Source organism: Bacillus sp. RK1064 (genome assembly GCF_051488405.1).
Classification (GTDB): Bacteria; Bacillota; Bacilli; order Bacillales; family Bacillaceae; genus Bacillus.
This window is the reverse complement of sequence record NZ_JBPSCZ010000001.1, coordinates 263,172-282,063: the sequence shown is the minus strand read 5'-3', so window position 1 is coordinate 282,063 and position 18,892 is coordinate 263,172. Positions and strand designations below refer to the sequence as shown.

The window sequence follows — 18,892 nt, the reverse complement described above, 5'->3', positions numbered from 1 at the left end:
AAAGCTGACAGCGCCAGCTTTTTCTCTTTTGAGTATATCCTTGTACTTGCTTTTAAACAACTGAATTATTTAGATTTGACTTCAGATAAATATTTAGAAAGCTTTTCAAGTTCTTCATCGCTACCTTTAAAGATACCCTTAGGCATGTTGCCTTTTCCTTCAACAGCGATTTTAGCTATCTCCTCAGGTGCAAGACCGTTGTCAACAAGTGACGGTCCGGCTGCTCCGCCCTGCATGTTATCCCCGTGACAGGAGATACATGTCTGCTCCTGATAAATTTTATACTCTTCCGCTGAGGTATCAATCTCTGCTTCTTTCTTAATTTCACCTTGCTTCGCCGCTGCTTCCCAATCATGAGTAGCAACAGACTCCCACGTTAAATATGTTGCTGCGCCGACTGCAAGGATCATCATCCCCACTGCAACCGGTCTTCTATACGGTCTGCGTTCAGGACCAGAATCAAGAAATGGTGCGAGCAAAAGTGCACCAAACGCAATTCCAGGCATAATCATCGCGCCAACTACTGTATAGCCTCCTGCAGCAAATTCATATTTTAATAACTGGTACAAGAATAGGAAATACCAGTCTGGCAGCGGAATATAGCCGGTATCTGTTGGATCAGCCATCCGCTCAAGCGGAGGTGCATGAACAACAGTTAGGACAAGAAATCCAATTAAAAAAACGGCACCTACAAGCCATTCCTTTAAAAGAAAGTTCGGCCAAAAGGCTTCTGTTTTTCCCGGATATTCGGAATAGTCTTTAGGTATGTTAGGTTTTCTTTCTGCCGGAATTCTGGAGTCTCCGACAAACTTCATCCCTTTTCCCCTATGCAAAGTCATCCCCTCCTCATTGAACATTCATCAAACGCAACTTTTTTTATAGCGGTCCAGAAATTCCTTGCTTACGAATCATAATAAAGTGGGCAGCCATCAGCCCAAATAATGCCGCTGGCAAGAAAAAGACATGGATAGCGAAAAATCTCGTCAGCGTTTGTGCCCCTACAATGTCAGGATGACCTGCAAGCAGCGTTTTGATCTCTTTTCCAATGAATGGTGTGGCTTCTGCAATTTGAAGACCAACCTTCGTCGCAAATAGTGCCTTCATATCCCATGGCAAGAGATATCCTGTAAAACCAAGTCCAAGCATCACAAAGAAAATGAGCACACCAACAATCCAGTTCAGCTCTCTAGGCTTTTTATACGCCCCTTGGAAAAAGACCCTTAGCGTATGTAAAAACATCATGACAATGACTAGACTCGCACCCCAGTGGTGCATCCCTCTGACAATCTGACCAAATGCCACTTCATTTTGCAAATAATAGACAGATTCCCAGGCATTTTTAATATCCGGCACATAATACATCGTTAAAAACATGCCCGAAAGGACTTGAATGACTGTCACAAAAAACGTTAAACCGCCAAAACAGTACACAAAAGCGGAGAAATGATGTGCTGGATTGACATGCTCTGGCACCTCATGATCCGCAATATCTCTCCATATTGGTGTAATGTCTAGCCGCTCATCTACCCAATCATAAATCTTGTTAAGCATCGTTACCCTTCCCCTTTCGGCACAGCTTTTCCAAGATAGAGGTATCCGTCCTTCACTTGCTGCTTATAATGGTCAAGCGGTGCAAGCGGTGGAGTTCCGGGTACGTTTGTACCATCCTTGTCGTACAGCCCATAGTGGCATGGGCAGAAAAATTTGTTTGGATTTTTCGGATCACTGTTCCAGTTCACTGTACATCCTAAATGTTTACAGATTGGCGATAAAGCGACAATTTCATCCCCTTCTTTGTACACCCATGCTGACCTAGATTCCTTTGACTCATACCATGCATCTACTTGATCAATTTTAAAGTCAAAGCGCTTCGGTTCCTTCGTCAGTTCATCTACACTGACAACTTGAACCATATCCTGATCCTCTGTTCCTTTTAGCACAGGGTCAAGCGCAAAGCGAACCATAGGCATGAGCATTCCAGCGGCCATAAATCCCCCCACGCCGGTCAACGTGTAATTCAAAAATTGACGCCTGGACACTCCATGTCTCTTCTCGCTCATTTTTTTCTCCCCCCCTCAGGTCGTCAGCTACTTTATAACTGAATTAGAAAAAATTTCATAAAACTAGGACACCCTCATAATATATCAATCTATTCACAAGGTCAACAGCCTAAAAAGCTATGTACAATGCAAATGTAAGGGTTTTTATGAAGGGTTCCACTTTTGTAACAAAAAGTTCAAAATTTGTTCTACACTGTCTTGAACGATTTTTTGCTTTAATTCTACCTTTAAATGCTCGAGCGGAACCGGCTTTAACAAAAATAGCGCTTCACTAACCGCCGCATGCTCTTTCCATTGGTGATCAGATGAGATCAACACGACATGCTGAAAATGATCTTCTAGCGACTGCTTCATCGTGAAGATGTCTTCTAGTTTTCGATCATTGATCTCTACATATGTATGTGGCGGAAAAAGAAAGACCCGCCCTTTCAGCTGCCTTTCAAGTTCCTCTGCTACAAGAATGGTAAACTCACCTAAAGATACAGTTTGTTTGATTTGATTCGCATCTATTCCAACTATTGGAATGATAGCGGTATCAATGTAATCTTTAGATTGCAAAAAGCGATCCGCATCCTCCGCTTGAAACTTCATCAATTTCCCCTCTTTCATGACATAAGCCCTGCCTGTATAGGGCAAGGCTTATTCGTTCAGTTTATGACAATAGGCTTAATTCTTTTGCTAACTTATTAAATGTTTCTTGATCATGACGGTCAAGTGCCTCATCTATCTCTTTCATAAGCCGTTCTTTTTGGAACGTTGCGATCGAGTGTTCAAGCACTTTCTCCGCAAGATCCTTATCTTTTTCGTTCTCATAAAGATCCTTTGGAATATGAGGATTTGTTTCAAGCACAGCTGCATATTCCGGCGAACGATAAGCAGAACGGAAATTCAATTGAATAAACAAATCTTGCTGTTTATTCAAACGAATATCATGAAATGACTTTTCAGCATCTGTCGTCATGATGTTTTCTTTATAAAATCTAAAGGGAACTTCATCCACACAGTGTGTTGACATAATGATTCCCCTTGGGCAAAATTCTGCTTGCTCTACAAAATGAACCTTTTCCATCAAAGAGTCGTGACTCATTAAATAATTTAATATCCAAACACACTCTCTTCGTTTTAGCTGATAATGGTTTAAAAACCACCGGATGAATTCCTTCTTTTCATTGACAGAAACAGGGGTCTGCATGTTATTCCCTCCTCTATCGTAAATTAAATTGCTATACATGAATTATTCAACAAACCAGTTCTTCATTCCTGCAAACTATAAGGAAATTTCGTCTTCAATTCTTAAAATCGTTTCTTCGATTTCTTCATTCGTGCCATCTTTCTGAAGAACTTTGCGTAATAGCGGCAATGCTTCTTTTTGTCTGCCTTCTTCTAAAAGGAACGAAGCGTATTCATATAAAAAGTCACGCTCCTCATCAAAATCAGGCAGAGCCAGCTTGAAGTAATCGGCGGCTTCTTTGTATTCCTCTCGTCCAACAGAAGCAGATGCAGCATACCAATTCCATTTTGGATCAACTTCCCCAAAGCTTTTAACCTCTTTAATGACATCCAGGATTTCATCAAAAAGCTCTTCATTTAAATAGATCGCGAGCAATGTTTGAACCGCTTCAATATATCCCGGATCAAGAGCAAGTGCTTCTTGAAGCAGCTTTTTCGCATCTTCTGAATCCCCATTTTTCAAGTCAATCTTTGCACCATATAAATATAATTCTTTGTTATACTCATCAACTTTAATACCCTCTTTTACTACCTCTAAAGCCTCCTGATATAGTCCTTCTTCCTCATAACTTTTCGCTAAAGGCATATAAAGAGACGAATAAGACGGATCAATATCTTTTAGTTCTGAAAGCTGCTGAATGGCTGTTTTCGTTCTGCCGGCCCTCATCGCTGTAAATCCGTAGCCAAAAAGTGTATTCGGGTCTGTTTGATCTTTTACTGCCTTTTCGTACCATTCAAGCGCATCTTCAAATTCTCCAGCTGTGCTGAGTGATTCAGCGAGTCTCTGGTAAACATTGACGCCGCCAACCTCATGTTGTTGATCTGCGACTTTGTAGAAATAGTCGGCGGCTTTCTTTGAAAGACCTTGTGAAAAATACAATTCACCTAACGCAAAATCAATGATGGCTTCATTTGGAAGCAGTTCTTTCGCTTTTAAGAGCTTTTGTTCACTGACTTCAAATAGTCCTTGCATTTGATACAAATCTGCCATTAACAATAAACTCTCTGGATACGCATCATCATCTTCAGGAATCGTCTCTAATACCGAAATCGCCTTTTCTTCTTCATCAGAGTCAATCAGTAGCTCTGCATAAAAACATGTTAACCCTGTTTCCTCTGGATATAAATCATGTAAATCACTGATGAGATTCCGCGCTTTATCGATATCTCCCCAATCATAATATAACTGAGCTGCCTGCGCCTTTTCTTCATCATGCAAATGCTTTTCTGCCTGAGCAAGTGTTTGGAGTCCTTTTTCAGTCTCACCCGCCTCAACTAATTTTATGGCTTCTTGTAATGAACTATTCAAATCAAACCGTTCCTTTCTGTTTCCAAAAACCTAAACTATTGTTACTTCATATCATAATCGACAGGTACTCATCCAGCAAATATGTTGCTCTTTTAAAATGAACCCATTTTTTTGTTTTAAAGACTGTTTTTCATTTCATCCTTTACGAAACGGAAGTTTTGTAAACTGCAAGCACCTGAAATTCATTTTTTTATCGGATAAAATGATTTTTTTCCAGGTTTCATCTTGAGACAAGCTATGCTATCTTTCTTACAAATATGCATAAGGAAAGAAAAAGCCTGAGGACATCCTCAGACTGTTTTGGTTAAGTATTCAATGTGTTCAAAGAAATTCGGGTATGATACACGAACAGCATCTGTATCTTCAATCTCAACAGCTTGCTTTGTGATGCAAGCAGCAACCCCCAGCATCATACCGATTCGGTGATCTCCGTAGCTTGACACGACCGCGCCGCCTTGAAGTGTGGTTTTACCATGAATCTTCATACCATCATCAGTTGCTTCAATATCAGCACCGAGTTTTTTAAGTTCTGACACGACGGTATCAATTCGATTGGTCTCTTTTACTTTTAACTCAGCAGCATCTTTAATAATCGTTGTTCCTTCTGCTTGTGTCGCTAGAAGCGCTATAATCGGGATTTCGTCGATGAGTCTTGAAATCATGTCACCAGAAATTTCAATCCCTTTTAATGAAGAGGTTGAAATCGTTAAATCACCATACGGTTCTCCGTCTTTTGCATCTACTTCTTTGATCTCAAGATTCGCACCCATTTGTTTCAGTACATCGATAATACCCGTTCTTGTTTTGTTTAGCCCGACATTTTTTAACACAATCCGGCTGTTAGGAACAATAGATCCAGCAACAAGGAAAAATGCAGCTGAAGAGATGTCTCCAGGAACAAATATATCTGTTGCTTTTAATGTTTGACCGCCTTCAATGGAAACACTTTGTTCATCTTCGTCTAGTTTTACACCAAACATAGAGAGCATTCTTTCTGTATGATCTCTTGATTTATGCGGTTCAGTTAATGTTGTTGTTCCCTCTGCTTGAAGCCCCGCTAAAAGGACAGCGGACTTAATTTGGGCACTTGCCACCGGAGACTCATATGAGATACCTTTTAAATGACCGCCACGAATAGACAGTGGCGTATACTCGCCGTTTGCTCTGCCATCTATTTTCGCTCCCAGTTGTTTAAGTGGACCTGTTACTCGTTGCATTGGTCTTTTAGCAATACTCTCATCACCGATCAGTGTACTGTGAAACTCACAACCAGCTAATATTCCCATCATTAATCGAATGGTTGTACCAGAATTCCCAACATCGAGGACGTCAGACGGCTCCTTGAGTTCTTTCAGTCCCTTACCGTGAATCACAACATCTGTCCCTTTTTGTTCAATTTCAACGCCCATCTTTCTAAAGCAATCAATCGTACTTAAACAATCGGCTCCAGGAAGAAAGTTTTTCACCACTGTAGTCCCATCAGCAATTGCACCAAACATCACTGATCTATGAGAAATGGATTTATCACCTGGAATATGAATGACTCCATTCATAGGAGCATTTTTATGAATTTTCATGTTTGTCACCTCAGTCAGCATAAAATGTATCGTAATTCGCTCTATTTTTTATACAGATCTCTGCACGCTTACGGTCGTCATCTGTTTGAAAACTAATGCGCAAAATCCCATTAATGTCTTCCCGCGTTTCAATAATACGGATATTCGTAATACTGATGTTTTCATTTGCTAAATGCCCTGTAATCTCCGAAATGACCCCAGGGTGATCTGGAACATCCACATAAAGGTCATAAAAAGCAGGAATGGCACCTTTTTTCCTAAGAGGAAGTCCATCGCGATATTCCTTTGCCTCTTGAAAATAAGAGAACAAGCCTTCAGCGTCTTCTTGCTGTACAAAGGTCTCAATGCGGTCGATCTCTTTTTTCCATTCATGGAACCGGTCTAAAATCTTGTTTTTGTTGTGCAGAAGGATATCTCGCCACATTGCAGGATTGCTTGAAGCAATACGTGTAATGTCACGAAAGCCTCCAGCAGCAAACCGTTTGACAAGTGGGAATTGTTCTTCAAAATGATGTGCTTGATGCACAAGGCTGGCTGCAACAATATGAGGGAAATGACTAATCACACTTGTTACACCATCATGTTCTTCTGGGGTCATCTCAATGAAATGAGCATTTGTCCCTTTTAACAAGTCCTTCAAACGATCAACAGCCTGGCGATTTGTTTCCTTTGCCGGCGTTAAAATGTAGAATGCATTTTCAAATAAAAAGTCTTTCGCTGCAATGACTCCTGACTTATGAGAGCCTGCCATCGGATGTCCACCAATAAATTGGTAGTGCTTAGGAAGCGTTTTTTCAGCAAAATGGACGACCTTTTGCTTTGTGCTGCCAACATCGGTAATTGTGAGCTCTCTCTCAATTCCAGAGTTTGCAATATCACGAAGCATCTTGACTGTTTGCTGAACTGGTGTTGCCAATATAATAGTCGCAGATTCATCCAAACCTGCCGCAAATGAATCAGCTGCTAAATCAATGATACCCAACTTTGTTGCCGCAACCATTTGTTCTTTGGACACATCGTATCCTACAATTTTTTTATGGGGATACTCTTTTTTAATCGACAGTGCGATGGAACCTCCAATTAAACCAAGTCCAGCGATTAATATTGTTTCGTTTGCATCATTCATGTTCATCACCTGTTTTTTCACGAAAATTAAAAAAGCCATTTCAACAGCTTATATGTATATGAGGTTGGTACAATGAAAGCCATATCCTGCCTTAGGATATGACTTTATGGTTATGCTACGCACGAATGCCTTGCATTAAATCGGCAAGTGTACTTAGAATTTCTGCATTTTGCTCCATTGTTCCGACCGTAATACGTAAAGAAGTCGGAAAACCAAGTGCTTTACCAGAACGAACAATGTAGCCTTTTTTCAATAATGCATTGAATAATTCATCTGCATCTCTCTTAAAATCAATCAGCACGAAGTTTGTTTGAGACGGATAAATAAAAAGTCCAAAACGGTCAGCAAATTCTTGATATTGCTTGAGACCTGCTTCATTTTTCTGTCTGCAAGATTGAATGAAATCCTGATCTTTTATCGCTGCACGTGCAGCTGCCTGAGCGATACGACTCGTATTAAACGGCTCTCTCGCTGGTTCAATCGCAGTAATCAACTCTTCCGACGCAATGCCATAGCCTACTCGAAGTGCAGCCAGTCCATACGCTTTTGAAAACGTTCGGAGTACGATGACATTTTGATAGGAATGTAATAAAGATAAGCTGTTCGGAAAGTCTTCCGCACGAACGTATTCGACATATGCTTCATCTAGTACAACAAGCACATGAGCTGGTACTTGGTCTAAAAACGCCACAAGCTCAGATTCTGACAAATGATTTCCCGTCGGGTTATTCGGGTTGCATACCCAGACGACCTTCGTGTTCTCATCAATCGCATCCAGCATGCCCTTCAGATCGTGAGCTCCTCCGTCTAAAAGCGGCACCTCTCGAATCTCTGCCTGCTCAATGACGGCATTGTGACGGTATTGCGGAAAAGATGGAGCTGGGATGACGGTATTTGTATGTTGGTCAAGGAATGCCCTAGCAATAATTTGCACAAGTTCATCTGAGCCATTCCCGAATATTAATTGTTTTTCATTTACTTGAAGAAACTCAGCAAGCTCCGTTCTTAAACTTGCGCTGTATCCATCTGGATAGATCGCTAAATGTTCGAGCTCAGCTTGTATCGCCTCTCTTGCATGTAAGGAACATCCAAAAGGGTTTTCATTTGAAGCCAATTTCACAATCTTGTCTAATTGATATTCTTTTTTGACCTCTTCAATTGGTTTCCCAGGTTGATACGGTTTTAGTTGTTTTAATTGATCTTTGATTTGCAAAAGTTTCACCTCATTTGAATGAATAGAGGGGACTAAATGTTTTTGCATAGGTTTCAAATTCTCTTAAAGCTTCTTGACGTGTATCACTTGCTAACAATTGATCTTGAAGTTCTTCAATTTTTTTCACAAGTGCACTGCCTACAACGACACCGTCACTCAGTTTATTCATTGAGTCTACCTGCTCTCTTGTTGAGATGCCAAAACCGACCGCAACCGGTATGTGACTCAGCTGTTTCACTTGTTGAATAAAATCAGTAATCGATTCGTCAAAGGTTTGTCTGACACCTGTTACACCAAGAGATGAAACACAATACACAAAACCTTCTGCCTGCTCTACAATGTTTACTAATCGTTCCTTGCTGGTTGGTGCAACGAGCGAAATATATGAAATGTCATAAGTTTGACAGTTCTTTTGCAGCTCACTGCTCTCTTCAAACGGCAAGTCGGGTGTTAAGAGTCCCGAAATATGATTTTTGCGCAGTAAAGCGAAAAAGTATTCTGTGTCTAATTGTAACACAGGATTATAATACGTAAATAGAATTACAGGAATTTTTACACCATTTTTTTTCATCTTCCCTGCTAATTCTATCGCTTTTACGATATTCATGCCATGATTTAGAGCTCTTTTGGAGGCTCTTTGAATGACAGGACCGTCCGCTAGCGGGTCGGAATAAGGGACACCTAGTTCAATCGCATGTGCACCGGCTGCTTGAAGGGACACAGCTAAATCAATCGTGACTTCTTCTGACGGATCTCCTGCCGTGATAAATGGGATGAATAACTTCTCGCCTTGCTCTAATTGAAATGTGATCATTTGGTTTTGCCCTCACTTTCAAGCACATTCATTAATGTATGCACATCCTTATCTCCTCTTCCTGACAGGCAGACAAGGACGATTTCATCTTCATTCATCGTCCTGCTCATCTCAAACGCCTTGGCTAAAGCGTGTGCTGATTCAATCGCTGGCAGGATTCCTTCCTTTTCCGTCAGCAGCTTTAGCGCATCCAGTGCTTCTTGATCTGTAGCACTCACATATTGAACCCGGCCGCTCGCATGTAAATATGCGTGCTCTGGCCCGATCCCAGGATAATCTAAACCAGCTGAAATGGAATAGGGCTCAATAATTTGGCCAAATTCGTCTTGGATTAAATATGTCAAAGATCCATGAATGACCCCTTTTGTCCCCTTCGTAATGGTTGCTGCATGAAGCGGCGTATCGATTCCTTTTCCAGCGGCTTCTACACCAATAATATCAATCTCTTCATCTAAAAACGCTCGGTACATTCCAATGGCATTACTTCCGCCGCCGACACAAGCAATGACTTTATGTGGGAGCCTGCCTTCTTTTTTAAGTATCTGCTCTTTTGCTTCATCACCAATCATCCGTTGGAACTCACTGACGATTTGGGGGTACGGGTGAGGTCCTACAACTGAGCCGATCATATAGAAATGATCACTGCAGTGCTGGACCCAGTAACGAATCGCTTCGTTGGTTGCATCTTTTAATGTGCCGTTCCCGCTTGTGACAGGTATGACCTCAGCGCCAAGGAGCTTCATTCGGAATACATTGAGTGATTGTCTTTCCACATCCTCTTTTCCCATAAATACTGTGCAGGATAATCCAAACTTTGCGGCCACCGTTGCAGCTGCTACTCCGTGCTGTCCAGCGCCTGTTTCCGCGATGATGTTTGATTTTCCCATTTTTTTCGCAAGCAGGGCCTGCCCAAGTGCATTGTTGATTTTATGAGCGCCTGTATGGTTTAAATCTTCTCTTTTTAAATAGATTTTTGCGCCGCCGAGGTATGCTGATAATTGATCAGCATATGTCAGCGCAGTCGGTCTGCCTGAATAGTTTTGCAAAAGGGAAAGATATTCTTGCTCAAAAGCAGGGTCTTCTTTTAATTCGTTAAATGCTTGTTCGATTTCTTTGAGTGGCTGCATGAGCGTCTCAGGAACAAATTTCCCTCCGAATTCTCCATATCTGCCAATCTCATTTGGATATGCGTACATCGTTTAACATCCTTTCTTCGAGCGCTTTGATCTTAGCGCTGCTTTTCTTCCCGTTTTCTTCTATGCCGCTTGAAAGATCGATCGCTTTTGGGCCATAGGCAAGCAGCTCTGGCAGCGTTTCTGGTGTTATTCCGCCTGCAATGATGCATGTTTTCTCCAGTCGTTTTGCCTGCTGAATGTATACAGGTACCGCTTCCCATGTAAAAGCTGTGCCAGAACCACCTCTCATCCCTTTTACTTTCGCATCAATGAGGAAGCCATCGACAAACGGCGCAAATGCCGTCATTTTATCGAGTGTTTCTTTTACATCGGGCTCGTGGTGAAAGACTTTCCACACAATCGCTCCTGTTTGTTGTTTTATTTCTTTTGCATCCTCTCGTGTTTCATCTCCATGCAGCTGAACGATATCTAAAGGAATATGCTTTGTGATGTCACACACTTTTTGGATTTTTTCATTTACAAATACACCAGTAATCTCTTTCTCGCACTGCGACTCGGTGAGCCATTGTTTCACTTGTTCTGGATCGACTTGTCTTTTACTTGGAGCAAAAATAAACCCGATCGCATCTGCTTGAGATTGCGCAATGCAATCTACATCTTCTTGTGATACCGCCCCGCAATATTTTAAAAAAGGCTTCATCTTCCTCATTCTCCAAATAACGTCTGAACGGCTTTTTCTTGTGATGGTTCTCTCATTAATGATTCACCTACAAGGACAGCACTCGCTCCATGTTTTTTGACAAAGGTCAGATCATCATATGTCTGAATACCGCTTTCACTCACTAGTAAGACATCCTTTGGAACAAGTGGTGCAATCTCTTTTGTTTGTTCAACTGTTGTTTTAAATGTCTTTAAATTTCGGTTATTCACTCCAATGATTTCAGGGGTGAATATGTTTAAGATATTTTCCAGTGTATCTGCTGCATGAACTTCGACAAGAATATCTAGTCCTTTTTCCTTCGCTTCAGCATAGAGCTCATGCAGCTGTTGCGGTTCAAGTACTTCTCCAATTAATAAAATTGCATCTGCACCGATACGTCTTGACTCTTCTATCTGTATGGAGTCGATGATAAAGTCTTTTCTTAAAATTGGACGTGCGACGTGTTCTTTAATTAAGGAAAGATACTCGTTCTTCCCTTGAAAAAATGGTTCATCTGTTAAGACAGATAAGCAATCAGCATTTGATTTTTCGTATGCTTTTGCTGTTTGCAGAGGATCAAAATTCGGCTGAATGATTCCTTTGGAAGGAGATGCCTTTTTCACCTCAGCAATTAGACCAATCGAGCGGTGAGGGTTCATGAGCGCTTCTTTAAATGATCGTCTTTCAAAGTCTCCATCCACAGGTAACTGCAACGTTTGAATATGTTCTTTTTTGCGTGCAATGATTTGATTAAGCATAGATCTCTTCCTCTTTCTTTTTTTGTTTTAAACGAGCCAATTGTTCTTTGGCTGTGCCGTTTTTAATCGTTTCTAACGCTTTTAATGTTCCTGCCATGAGGCTTTCTGACTTGCCTGCGACATATAAAGCCGCCCCGGCATTCAGAGCTGTAATATGAAGCGGCGCCCCTTCTGTTTGATGATTCAATATATTCTGAATCAATTTTGCGCTCTCTTCCGGTGATTGGACCTGAATATCTGATAAGTATCCTTTTTCCAGTCCAAAGTCTTCCGGGTTTAGCGTATATTCTGTCATGGTACCTTTTTTGAGTTCAATCACATATGAATTTGCTGTAATCGTTAATTCATCCAGCCCGTCTTCCCCGCTCACAAACAGGACATGTTCTGGCTCTAATGGGGCAAGGGCTTTCGCCATTAATTTTGCCTTTTCCTTTGAGTACACACCGACGATTTGCTTTTTGGCTTGCATCGGGTGGCAAAGCGGTCCTAATAGATTAAATACCGTCCGGAAGCCGAGCTGCTTGCGGACTGCTGCTACTTGTTTCATCGATGAATGGTACAGTGGTGCAAATAAAAAGCCCATGTTTTTGTCTTGTATTTGTCTTCTCGTTTCTTCTGGAGTGGATTGAATGTGAATGCCAAGACACTCTAGCACGTCGGCACTTCCGCTTTTAGAAGAGACTGAACGATTTCCGTGTTTTGCGATTTTAGCACCAGCGGCGGAAGCCACAATGGCAGCTGCAGTTGATATATTAAATGTAGAGAGTCCATCGCCTCCTGTACCGCATGTGTCAACGACATCGAGCGATCTTTCCGCTGGTGCTGCCTTTTGCCGCATGGCCCTCACGAAGCCTGTCATTTCTTCAGCGGTTTCTCCTCTGTGCGCTAAAATCGATAGACTTGCAGCGACTTCAGCATCTGTTAAAGATCCGCTCATCATATCATGCATTAGCCTATGGGCTTCATTTTCTGATAGGAAGCCTCCGTTAACAAGAGCTGAAAGTCGCTGATTCATCCTGCACACTCTCCTTTTCTGAGAAAATATGTTCAGCAAGCTGAATGGCCTTCAGAAGCGCTCCTGCCTTGTTACAAGTCTCTTCCCATTCATTTTCTGGAACAGAATCTGCGACAATGCCAGCGCCTGCTTGTATGGAAGCGGTCTGATCTTTGATGCTCATGGTGCGAATGGTAATACAAGAGTCGATATTGCCGTCGAACCCAATATAGGCAATACAGCCGCCATACGTTTCCCTTGGCTCAGGCTCCATTTCATTTAATAATTGCATCGCTCTTATTTTCGGTGCCCCTGTTAATGTGCCTGCAGGAAAAGCGGACATGAGCGCATCGACTGGGTGTGTATCCTGCTTTAGCTTCCCTGTCACAATGGAGATGATGTGCATGACATGTGAAAAGTTCACAACTTTTGTAAAGGTCGGTACGGACACGCTGCCGTATTCTGCTACGCGGCCGACATCATTTCTGGCTAGATCTACTAACATGTAATGTTCTGCTTTTTCTTTCTCATCTTCTAGCAGCTCTCTTGCCAGTGCGTCGTCCTCTTCTTTTGTTGCTCCTCTTTTTCTAGTGCCTGCAATTGGATGAATTTCTAAGTGCCTATTTTTGGCATGAATTAATCGTTCTGGTGAGCTTCCGACTAAATCACGGTCTTTTAATTTCATAAAATACATGTATGGAGATGGATTCACAATGCGAAGCACACGGTATAATTCAAATGAACTCACTGACACTGGGATATCAAAGCGCTGTGAGAGTACGCCTTGAAAAATATCACCCGCTCGAATGTATTCTTTGATTTTTTCTACGTCCTTTAGAAATTGTGTTTTTTCATAGGTTGATGTCACATGTTCAAAGGACGGTGATTCGTTCATATTCCCTGATAAAATCAGTTCTTTCATATCAATCTTTGTATGGAGCTTGTGAATCATCTGTTCAAGCCGCTTTTGATTTTCTTTATAAGCTTGTATTTTTTCGTCTTCTGTTTCATTTCCGGTCAGCTGGGTGTATTGGATAAAATGAACATGATTCGTTTCATGATCAAAGGCAATCATCGTTTGGCAGACAAATAGAGTACAATTGTCTGTCGTTGATGCGCTTAGGTGTGGCCTGACAGAAGGTTCAATACTTGGAATAAGATCGTAACTTAAGTACCCAACTGCCCCGCCTGTAAATGGGATGTCAACATCTGGTGTCTTGATTTGGTATTGCTCTTTCATCCAGTCTAGTAAGTCTTTCAGTTCTTGCTTTTTCATGACTTCCTGCCCTGCAGCGTCACGTGCAATATATTGGTTTTGGTCATCGTGTAAGGTTAAAAAAGGATGTAATCCGATGAAGGAATATCTCGACCAGCTAGAAGACTCGTCTCTGCTTTCTAGCAGATACACAATATCTTGCTTGAGTTTTTCGACAATTTGAATCGGTGAGAGCGTATCAACTGTAATGGTTTCAACAATCGGGATTGTTTTGTGGGACTCGCTGTCCCTTAAAAATTGGGTCAGGTTTGATTGGGAATTCATAAGCACACTCCTTAAATGGGATTAAGGAGAATGAGGGGACATATAGAGGGTTTGTATGAGTATACGAAATAAGCCTAAAAGAGGGTTGCTCTTTTAGGCAGTATGATGAAATAGACGTATCGTATCTCTGCTCAACTCTACTCATCTCAACTACCCTAGTCTCATTCTCATCTTCTCTAAGCTTGCAATGCCGTTTACACCTGTGTGTAAACTTCGGCTGTTCATATCGTATTATAATTCCTTGTTTTTTGTCAACTGTAAATCAGGGCGAAGCGTCACAGCTTCTTCCAAGTACACATGCTGCACATCTTCCTGCTTTGTGTCTGTTTGGACCGTCATTAAAACGCGAATGCAATGCTTTAGACCGCCTTGAATGTCCAGCTCCTGCATACAAGTAACAGGCACATACGTCCATCCTTCAAACTGACGAAGGGCTTTTGCCGGAAAAACGGAGTGAATATCTTGTGTAGCTGAAATTAAGATCTGCACGACACGTTCTGGATCTACTTGATTTCTTGAAATAATCGCTTCTAGCAGCTGTTTCGTTTTGTTTAACACTTCTGTTTCTGTATCTTCTGTCACAGTTGTAGCCCCACGTATCCCGCGAAACATCATAGACATCCCTCCTCCCGTTTCCATTCTTCGAGCCAGTGATGCAGCTCATCTTTTGTGAAAGACTGCAAGACAGCGTCTCCAACCTGTTTTAATAAAACAAATTGAACGGTTCCGCCTCTTGCCTTTTTATCACCAATCATTCGGTCAACAAATGTTTTCGTGGAAATGTTTTGAGTGACTTGTACCGGGAATCCGAGTTCTTTCATCCAATTTTTTAGTTCCATCCGATTGAGGCTGAGTCCCAGCTTCTTTTCGCTCACATATAGCGCAAACTGCATGCCGATTGCAATAGCATCTCCGTGCGTGATAACGCCGTATCCATACTCTGCTTCAATGGCGTGCCCAAGTGTATGACCTAAATTCAAAAATGCACGCACGCCTTGTTCTCTTTCGTCTTTTTGAACAATCGACGCTTTGACTTGAATCCCTTGATACAGCATATGTGTCAGCTCGCTCTTTGAACATTCCGCCAAAGAACGAATGGACATCAGTTCTGATAAAAAGTCTTCACTTGAAATGAGGGCATGTTTGATGACCTCAGCAAAGCCTGACCTCATTTCAATTTGAGATAGTGTCTCAAGCATACTCGTATCATAGATCACAGCTTTCGGCTGATGAAATGCACCGATTAAATTTTTACCGAGCGGGTGGTTAATCCCTGTTTTCCCGCCAACTGCACTGTCATGTGCCAGCAGCGTCGTCGGCACTTGAATAAAATCAATGCCTCTCATATAACTAGCAGCAACAAAGCCAGCCAAATCCCCAATTACGCCTCCTCCCAGCGCAATGATGCACGAGGAGCGATCCAGCTGAAACTGAATGGCCTTCGTATGAATATGCTCAAACTCAGCAAAAGATTTCGACTGCTCTCCGCTTGGCACAACCACTTTATGCACAGACCACTTCTGCTTAAGTAATCGAACCATTTTATCACCGTAAATGGCATCAACAGCTGTATCTGTAACGATTAGGAGCTTCGTATAGGAATGCCCCGTGGAAGTCATCAAGTCGACGATATTGCGTTTAATCCCATCACCGATGTATACAGGATAAGTGGCTGAAGACGTCTTAACTTCCAGTGTTTTCATTAAAATTCCCTCTGAAGCTGGCGCATTTTTTCAACATTTTCTTTAATGCGGTCGATTTGATCAAGACCAAACTGCTCAACAACAGCATTGGCAATTTCCCAAGCCACGACTGCTTCTGCGACAACACTTGCGGCAGGAACAGCACAGCTGTCAGAACGTTCAATACTTGCGGAGAAAGGTTCTTTTGTTTCAATGTCAACGCTTTGAAGCGGTTTATAAAGCGTTGGGATTGGTTTCATGACCCCTCTTACGACAATTGGCATACCAGTTGACATTCCGCCTTCAAGACCGCCTAAGCGATTTGTTTTTCTCGTATAGCCCTTTTCTTCATCCCAGATGATTTCATCATGGACCTCACTGCCATTTTTAGAAGCCGCCTCGAAGCCGATACCGAATTCAACCCCTTTAAAAGCGTTGATACTCAGAACAGCACCTGCAAGCTTGCTGTCTAATTTGCGGTCATAGTGAACATAGCTTCCGACTCCAACCGGCATTCCTTCAACGATGACTTCAACAATTCCGCCAATTGAATCACCGTTTTTCTTCGCTTCATCAATGGCATCCATCATTTTTTGACCTGCTTCACTGTCGTAGCAGCGAACAGGCGACTCTTCCGTTACCTTTTGCAAATCTTCAATCGATTTATATGTCGTATTAGCTGCTTTCACTCCGCCAATTTCAAGAACGTGGCCAGCTACCTTGATTCCTAGATGAGCCAAGATTTGTTTGGCGACTGCGCCTGCTGCTACGCGAACGGTTGTCTCGCGGGCTGATGAACGCTCTAATACGTTTCGCATATCACGATGTCCATATTTAATCGCACCATTTAAATCCGCATGTCCTGGTCTAGGGCGTGAAATTTGACGCTTCATTTCACTCTCTTCTTCTTCTGTAATCGGCTCTGCCCCCATCACCTTTGTCCAATGCTTCCAGTCGTTGTTTTCAACGACAAGTGCAATAGGAGAACCTAATGTTTTCCCGTGGCGAACACCACTTAACACTTTCGCTTGGTCTTTTTCAATCTGCATTCTTCGCCCGCGGCCGTGACCTTTTTGTCTTCTAGCCAATTCATAATTGATGTCATCCTGCTCTATGTAAAGTCCCGCTGGAACGCCTTCAATAATTGTGGTCAATTGTGGACCATGTGATTCACCTGCTGTTAAGTATCTCATGACTTGATCTCCCTTCATCGCATTAACGCTTTTAAGTAAAACTATGATAACACACTTACTACTAAAAAGTCAGCTACAACCCCTTCTTTTGATAAAAGAAAGTATCAGCAGATGTCAGTCCAAACTTTTCTGGGTGAAAAATTTGTTCAGTAGAACCAACAAATAATACGCCATTTGGTTTTAAACTGCTGCTCATTTTCATGTAAATTTCTTCTTTTGCCTCTTCTGTAAAGTAAATGAGGACATTTCGGCACACGATAAGATCAAGCTGTTTTTCATAAGGATCTGCTAAAAGGTTGTGCTTCTTAAATTGAATGTGCTTTCGCACCTCATCCTTCACAGTGTAAAATGAAGAATCTTCTTTTGTGAAATATTTTTGCTTGATTTGATCTGGTACCTCTTGCAATGATCGTTCATGATACCTTCCTTTTTGAGCTGATTGCAGAACTTTATCATCAATATCAGTTGCAATAATTTGGAAGTCCTTCACAAGCGGATGGCTTGATAGAAGCATTGAGAGTGTATACGGCTCCTCTCCTGTCGAACATGCTGCACTCCATATTTTTAGGGTGCCGCTGTTTTTCGAAAGCAGCGGAAGAATTTTTTGGTCAAGCACTTCCCAGCGCTGATAGTTTCGGTAAAATTCTGACACATTGATCGTCATTCGATCCATCGTCTCATCTAATAGTGCTCTATCCTTTTCAAGGGCAGCCGCGAATGCTTCAAAATCTCTATATCCTTTTTTATCATAAAGTGACGTTAATCTTCGTTTCATTTGTGCTTCTTTATATAAATTCAGATCCACCCCGGTTAGTTTTTTCCATTTTCCGACAAATACTTGATATTGATCCATCAAAGTCCTCTCCTGTCTCATCTATCTTTGTCCTAGTATAGCTGTTTTTATCGAAAATTTGTATCTTCTCATGCGAAATTTCGTGTAGAAATATTCATATAAAAAAAGCCAAGGTGCTCATTTGATGAACACCTTGGCTTGAACATTAATAAATCCAGCTTGAGATGGTTTGATCCCAGCTTGTGAGTTCTTCTTGTTTGAAGAATAAGTTGATTTCTCTTTCAGCACTTTCTGGTGAGTCTGAGCCATGGATAATGTTTTTTCCAACCGTCAATCCATAGTCTCCTCTAATTGTGCCTGGAAGCGCTTCCTTCGGGTTTGTTTTGCCGATAATCTGTCTTGTTACATCTACTACCTGTTCACCTTGCCATACCATTGCAAATAATGGTCCTGACGTAATAAAGTCAACCAATTCCCCGAAAAATGGTTTTTCTTTATGCTCTCCGTAATGTGTTTCTGCTACTTCTTTTGGAATACTCATTAGTTTTGCACCAACAAGCTGAAGCCCCTTTTTTTCGAATCTTGACACAATTTCACCAATTAATTGTCTTTCCACACCATCAGGTTTGACCATAAGAAATGTTTTGTCCATATACGTTCTCCACCCCGTCGTTATGTATGTATAGGCTTACATTGTTACAAAGTGATCGTATCATTTTTTTTTATAATAATCAATTTTTGACAAAAAATTTCACAAAAAAACCAAT

At 41.6% G+C, this 18,892-nt stretch carries 20 protein-coding genes; all 20 read right to left on the bottom strand.

Going from position 1 to position 18,892, the window contains the following annotated elements:
• Positions 1–65 precede the first annotated feature (65 nt).
• A complete protein-coding gene (locus ACSSTM_RS01600; protein ID WP_003215888.1) occupies positions 66–833 on the bottom strand; it encodes a menaquinol-cytochrome c reductase cytochrome b/c subunit in 768 nt (255 codons plus the stop codon).
• Between the two features lie 43 nt (positions 834–876).
• Entirely contained in the window at positions 877–1,551 is a 675-nt protein-coding gene (gene qcrB, locus ACSSTM_RS01595; protein ID WP_003215804.1) for a menaquinol-cytochrome c reductase cytochrome b subunit, read from the bottom strand.
• 2 nt (positions 1,552–1,553) lie between these two features.
• Positions 1,554–2,060 (bottom strand): ubiquinol-cytochrome c reductase iron-sulfur subunit, encoded by a 507-nt coding sequence (locus ACSSTM_RS01590; RefSeq protein ID WP_007500911.1) that lies wholly within the window; start codon positions 2,058–2,060, stop codon positions 1,554–1,556.
• 144 nt (positions 2,061–2,204) lie between these two features.
• Positions 2,205–2,651: a YpiF family protein gene (locus ACSSTM_RS01585; RefSeq protein ID WP_034661055.1), complete on the bottom strand. Its 447-nt coding sequence runs from the start codon at positions 2,649–2,651 to the stop codon at positions 2,205–2,207.
• 61 nt (positions 2,652–2,712) lie between these two features.
• Entirely contained in the window at positions 2,713–3,252 is a 540-nt protein-coding gene (locus ACSSTM_RS01580) for a ReoY family proteolytic degradation factor (RefSeq protein WP_008344562.1), read from the bottom strand.
• 75 nt (positions 3,253–3,327) lie between these two features.
• Positions 3,328–4,599, bottom strand: a complete 1,272-nt coding sequence (locus tag ACSSTM_RS01575; RefSeq protein WP_034661056.1) for a tetratricopeptide repeat protein — start codon at positions 4,597–4,599, stop codon at positions 3,328–3,330.
• Between the two features lie 290 nt (positions 4,600–4,889).
• Positions 4,890–6,176, bottom strand: a complete 1,287-nt coding sequence (aroA, locus tag ACSSTM_RS01570) for a 3-phosphoshikimate 1-carboxyvinyltransferase (protein ID WP_187703938.1) — start codon at positions 6,174–6,176, stop codon at positions 4,890–4,892.
• A gap of 10 nt (positions 6,177–6,186) precedes the next feature.
• On the bottom strand, positions 6,187–7,302 hold the full coding sequence (locus tag ACSSTM_RS01565) for a prephenate dehydrogenase (RefSeq protein ID WP_034661976.1): 1,116 nt from the start codon (positions 7,300–7,302) through the stop codon (positions 6,187–6,189).
• 115 nt (positions 7,303–7,417) lie between these two features.
• The gene (gene hisC, locus ACSSTM_RS01560) at positions 7,418–8,515 is read right to left on the bottom strand and encodes a histidinol-phosphate transaminase (protein ID WP_034661979.1); all 1,098 of its coding nucleotides are present in this window, start codon (positions 8,513–8,515) and stop codon (positions 7,418–7,420) included.
• 10 nt (positions 8,516–8,525) lie between these two features.
• Positions 8,526–9,329 carry a tryptophan synthase subunit alpha gene (trpA, locus tag ACSSTM_RS01555; RefSeq protein ID WP_095285333.1) on the bottom strand — a complete coding sequence of 268 codons (804 nt, stop codon included), beginning with the start codon at positions 9,327–9,329 and terminating at the stop codon, positions 8,526–8,528.
• Entirely contained in the window at positions 9,326–10,525 is a 1,200-nt protein-coding gene (gene trpB, locus ACSSTM_RS01550) for a tryptophan synthase subunit beta (RefSeq protein ID WP_282066540.1), read from the bottom strand. The genes trpA and trpB overlap by 4 nt, the downstream gene beginning before the upstream one ends.
• Positions 10,506–11,165 carry a phosphoribosylanthranilate isomerase gene (locus tag ACSSTM_RS01545; protein WP_409481764.1) on the bottom strand — a complete coding sequence of 220 codons (660 nt, stop codon included), beginning with the start codon at positions 11,163–11,165 and terminating at the stop codon, positions 10,506–10,508. Before ACSSTM_RS01545 ends, trpB begins: the two co-directional genes overlap by 20 nt.
• A gap of 5 nt (positions 11,166–11,170) precedes the next feature.
• Complete coding sequence (trpC, locus tag ACSSTM_RS01540) at positions 11,171–11,923, bottom strand: indole-3-glycerol phosphate synthase TrpC (RefSeq protein ID WP_334749532.1); 753 nt, start codon at positions 11,921–11,923, stop codon at positions 11,171–11,173.
• The gene (trpD, locus tag ACSSTM_RS01535; protein ID WP_437394711.1) at positions 11,916–12,938 is read right to left on the bottom strand and encodes an anthranilate phosphoribosyltransferase; all 1,023 of its coding nucleotides are present in this window, start codon (positions 12,936–12,938) and stop codon (positions 11,916–11,918) included. The genes trpC and trpD overlap by 8 nt, the downstream gene beginning before the upstream one ends.
• A complete protein-coding gene (trpE, locus tag ACSSTM_RS01530; protein WP_437403962.1) occupies positions 12,910–14,457 on the bottom strand; it encodes an anthranilate synthase component I in 1,548 nt (515 codons plus the stop codon). The genes trpD and trpE overlap by 29 nt, the downstream gene beginning before the upstream one ends.
• A 231-nt stretch (positions 14,458–14,688) precedes the next feature.
• Positions 14,689–15,072 carry a chorismate mutase gene (gene aroH / locus ACSSTM_RS01525; RefSeq protein WP_034661065.1) on the bottom strand — a complete coding sequence of 128 codons (384 nt, stop codon included), beginning with the start codon at positions 15,070–15,072 and terminating at the stop codon, positions 14,689–14,691.
• Positions 15,069–16,160: a 3-dehydroquinate synthase gene (gene aroB / locus ACSSTM_RS01520; protein ID WP_420734881.1), complete on the bottom strand. Its 1,092-nt coding sequence runs from the start codon at positions 16,158–16,160 to the stop codon at positions 15,069–15,071. Before aroB ends, aroH begins: the two co-directional genes overlap by 4 nt.
• Complete coding sequence (gene aroC / locus ACSSTM_RS01515) at positions 16,160–17,332, bottom strand: chorismate synthase (protein ID WP_034661068.1); 1,173 nt, start codon at positions 17,330–17,332, stop codon at positions 16,160–16,162. The genes aroB and aroC overlap by 1 nt, the downstream gene beginning before the upstream one ends.
• Positions 17,333–17,405: 73 nt before the next feature.
• A complete protein-coding gene (locus ACSSTM_RS01510) occupies positions 17,406–18,185 on the bottom strand; it encodes a CheR family methyltransferase (protein ID WP_034661070.1) in 780 nt (259 codons plus the stop codon).
• Positions 18,186–18,330: 145 nt separating this feature from the next.
• On the bottom strand, positions 18,331–18,777 hold the full coding sequence (ndk, locus tag ACSSTM_RS01505) for a nucleoside-diphosphate kinase (protein WP_437403961.1): 447 nt from the start codon (positions 18,775–18,777) through the stop codon (positions 18,331–18,333).
• Between the last annotated feature and the right edge of the window lie 115 nt (positions 18,778–18,892).

What these genes read in the sequence shown, in the direction of transcription:
- qcrB (WP_003215804.1), bottom strand. Translation starts at nt 1,551, where the DNA reads ATGCTTAACAAGATTTATGATTGGGTAGATGAGCGGCTAGACATTACA.
- ACSSTM_RS01590 (WP_007500911.1), bottom strand. Translation starts at nt 2,060, where the DNA reads ATGAGCGAGAAGAGACATGGAGTGTCCAGGCGTCAATTTTTGAATTAC.
- ACSSTM_RS01585 (WP_034661055.1), bottom strand. Translation starts at nt 2,651, where the DNA reads ATGAAGTTTCAAGCGGAGGATGCGGATCGCTTTTTGCAATCTAAAGAT.
- ACSSTM_RS01580 (WP_008344562.1), bottom strand. Translation starts at nt 3,252, where the DNA reads ATGCAGACCCCTGTTTCTGTCAATGAAAAGAAGGAATTCATCCGGTGG.
- aroA (WP_187703938.1), bottom strand. Translation starts at nt 6,176, where the DNA reads ATGAAAATTCATAAAAATGCTCCTATGAATGGAGTCATTCATATTCCA.
- ACSSTM_RS01565 (WP_034661976.1), bottom strand. Translation starts at nt 7,302, where the DNA reads ATGAATGATGCAAACGAAACAATATTAATCGCTGGACTTGGTTTAATT.
- trpA (WP_095285333.1), bottom strand. Translation starts at nt 9,329, where the DNA reads ATGATCACATTTCAATTAGAGCAAGGCGAGAAGTTATTCATCCCATTT.
- trpB (WP_282066540.1), bottom strand. Translation starts at nt 10,525, where the DNA reads ATGTACGCATATCCAAATGAGATTGGCAGATATGGAGAATTCGGAGGG.
- ACSSTM_RS01545 (WP_409481764.1), bottom strand. Translation starts at nt 11,165, where the DNA reads ATGAAGCCTTTTTTAAAATATTGCGGGGCGGTATCACAAGAAGATGTA.
- trpC (WP_334749532.1), bottom strand. Translation starts at nt 11,923, where the DNA reads ATGCTTAATCAAATCATTGCACGCAAAAAAGAACATATTCAAACGTTG.
- trpD (WP_437394711.1), bottom strand. Translation starts at nt 12,938, where the DNA reads ATGAATCAGCGACTTTCAGCTCTTGTTAACGGAGGCTTCCTATCAGAA.
- trpE (WP_437403962.1), bottom strand. Translation starts at nt 14,457, where the DNA reads ATGAATTCCCAATCAAACCTGACCCAATTTTTAAGGGACAGCGAGTCC.
- aroH (WP_034661065.1), bottom strand. Translation starts at nt 15,072, where the DNA reads ATGATGTTTCGCGGGATACGTGGGGCTACAACTGTGACAGAAGATACA.
- aroB (WP_420734881.1), bottom strand. Translation starts at nt 16,160, where the DNA reads ATGAAAACACTGGAAGTTAAGACGTCTTCAGCCACTTATCCTGTATAC.
- aroC (WP_034661068.1), bottom strand. Translation starts at nt 17,332, where the DNA reads ATGAGATACTTAACAGCAGGTGAATCACATGGTCCACAATTGACCACA.
- ACSSTM_RS01510 (WP_034661070.1), bottom strand. Translation starts at nt 18,185, where the DNA reads ATGGATCAATATCAAGTATTTGTCGGAAAATGGAAAAAACTAACCGGG.
- ndk (WP_437403961.1), bottom strand. Translation starts at nt 18,777, where the DNA reads ATGGACAAAACATTTCTTATGGTCAAACCTGATGGTGTGGAAAGACAA.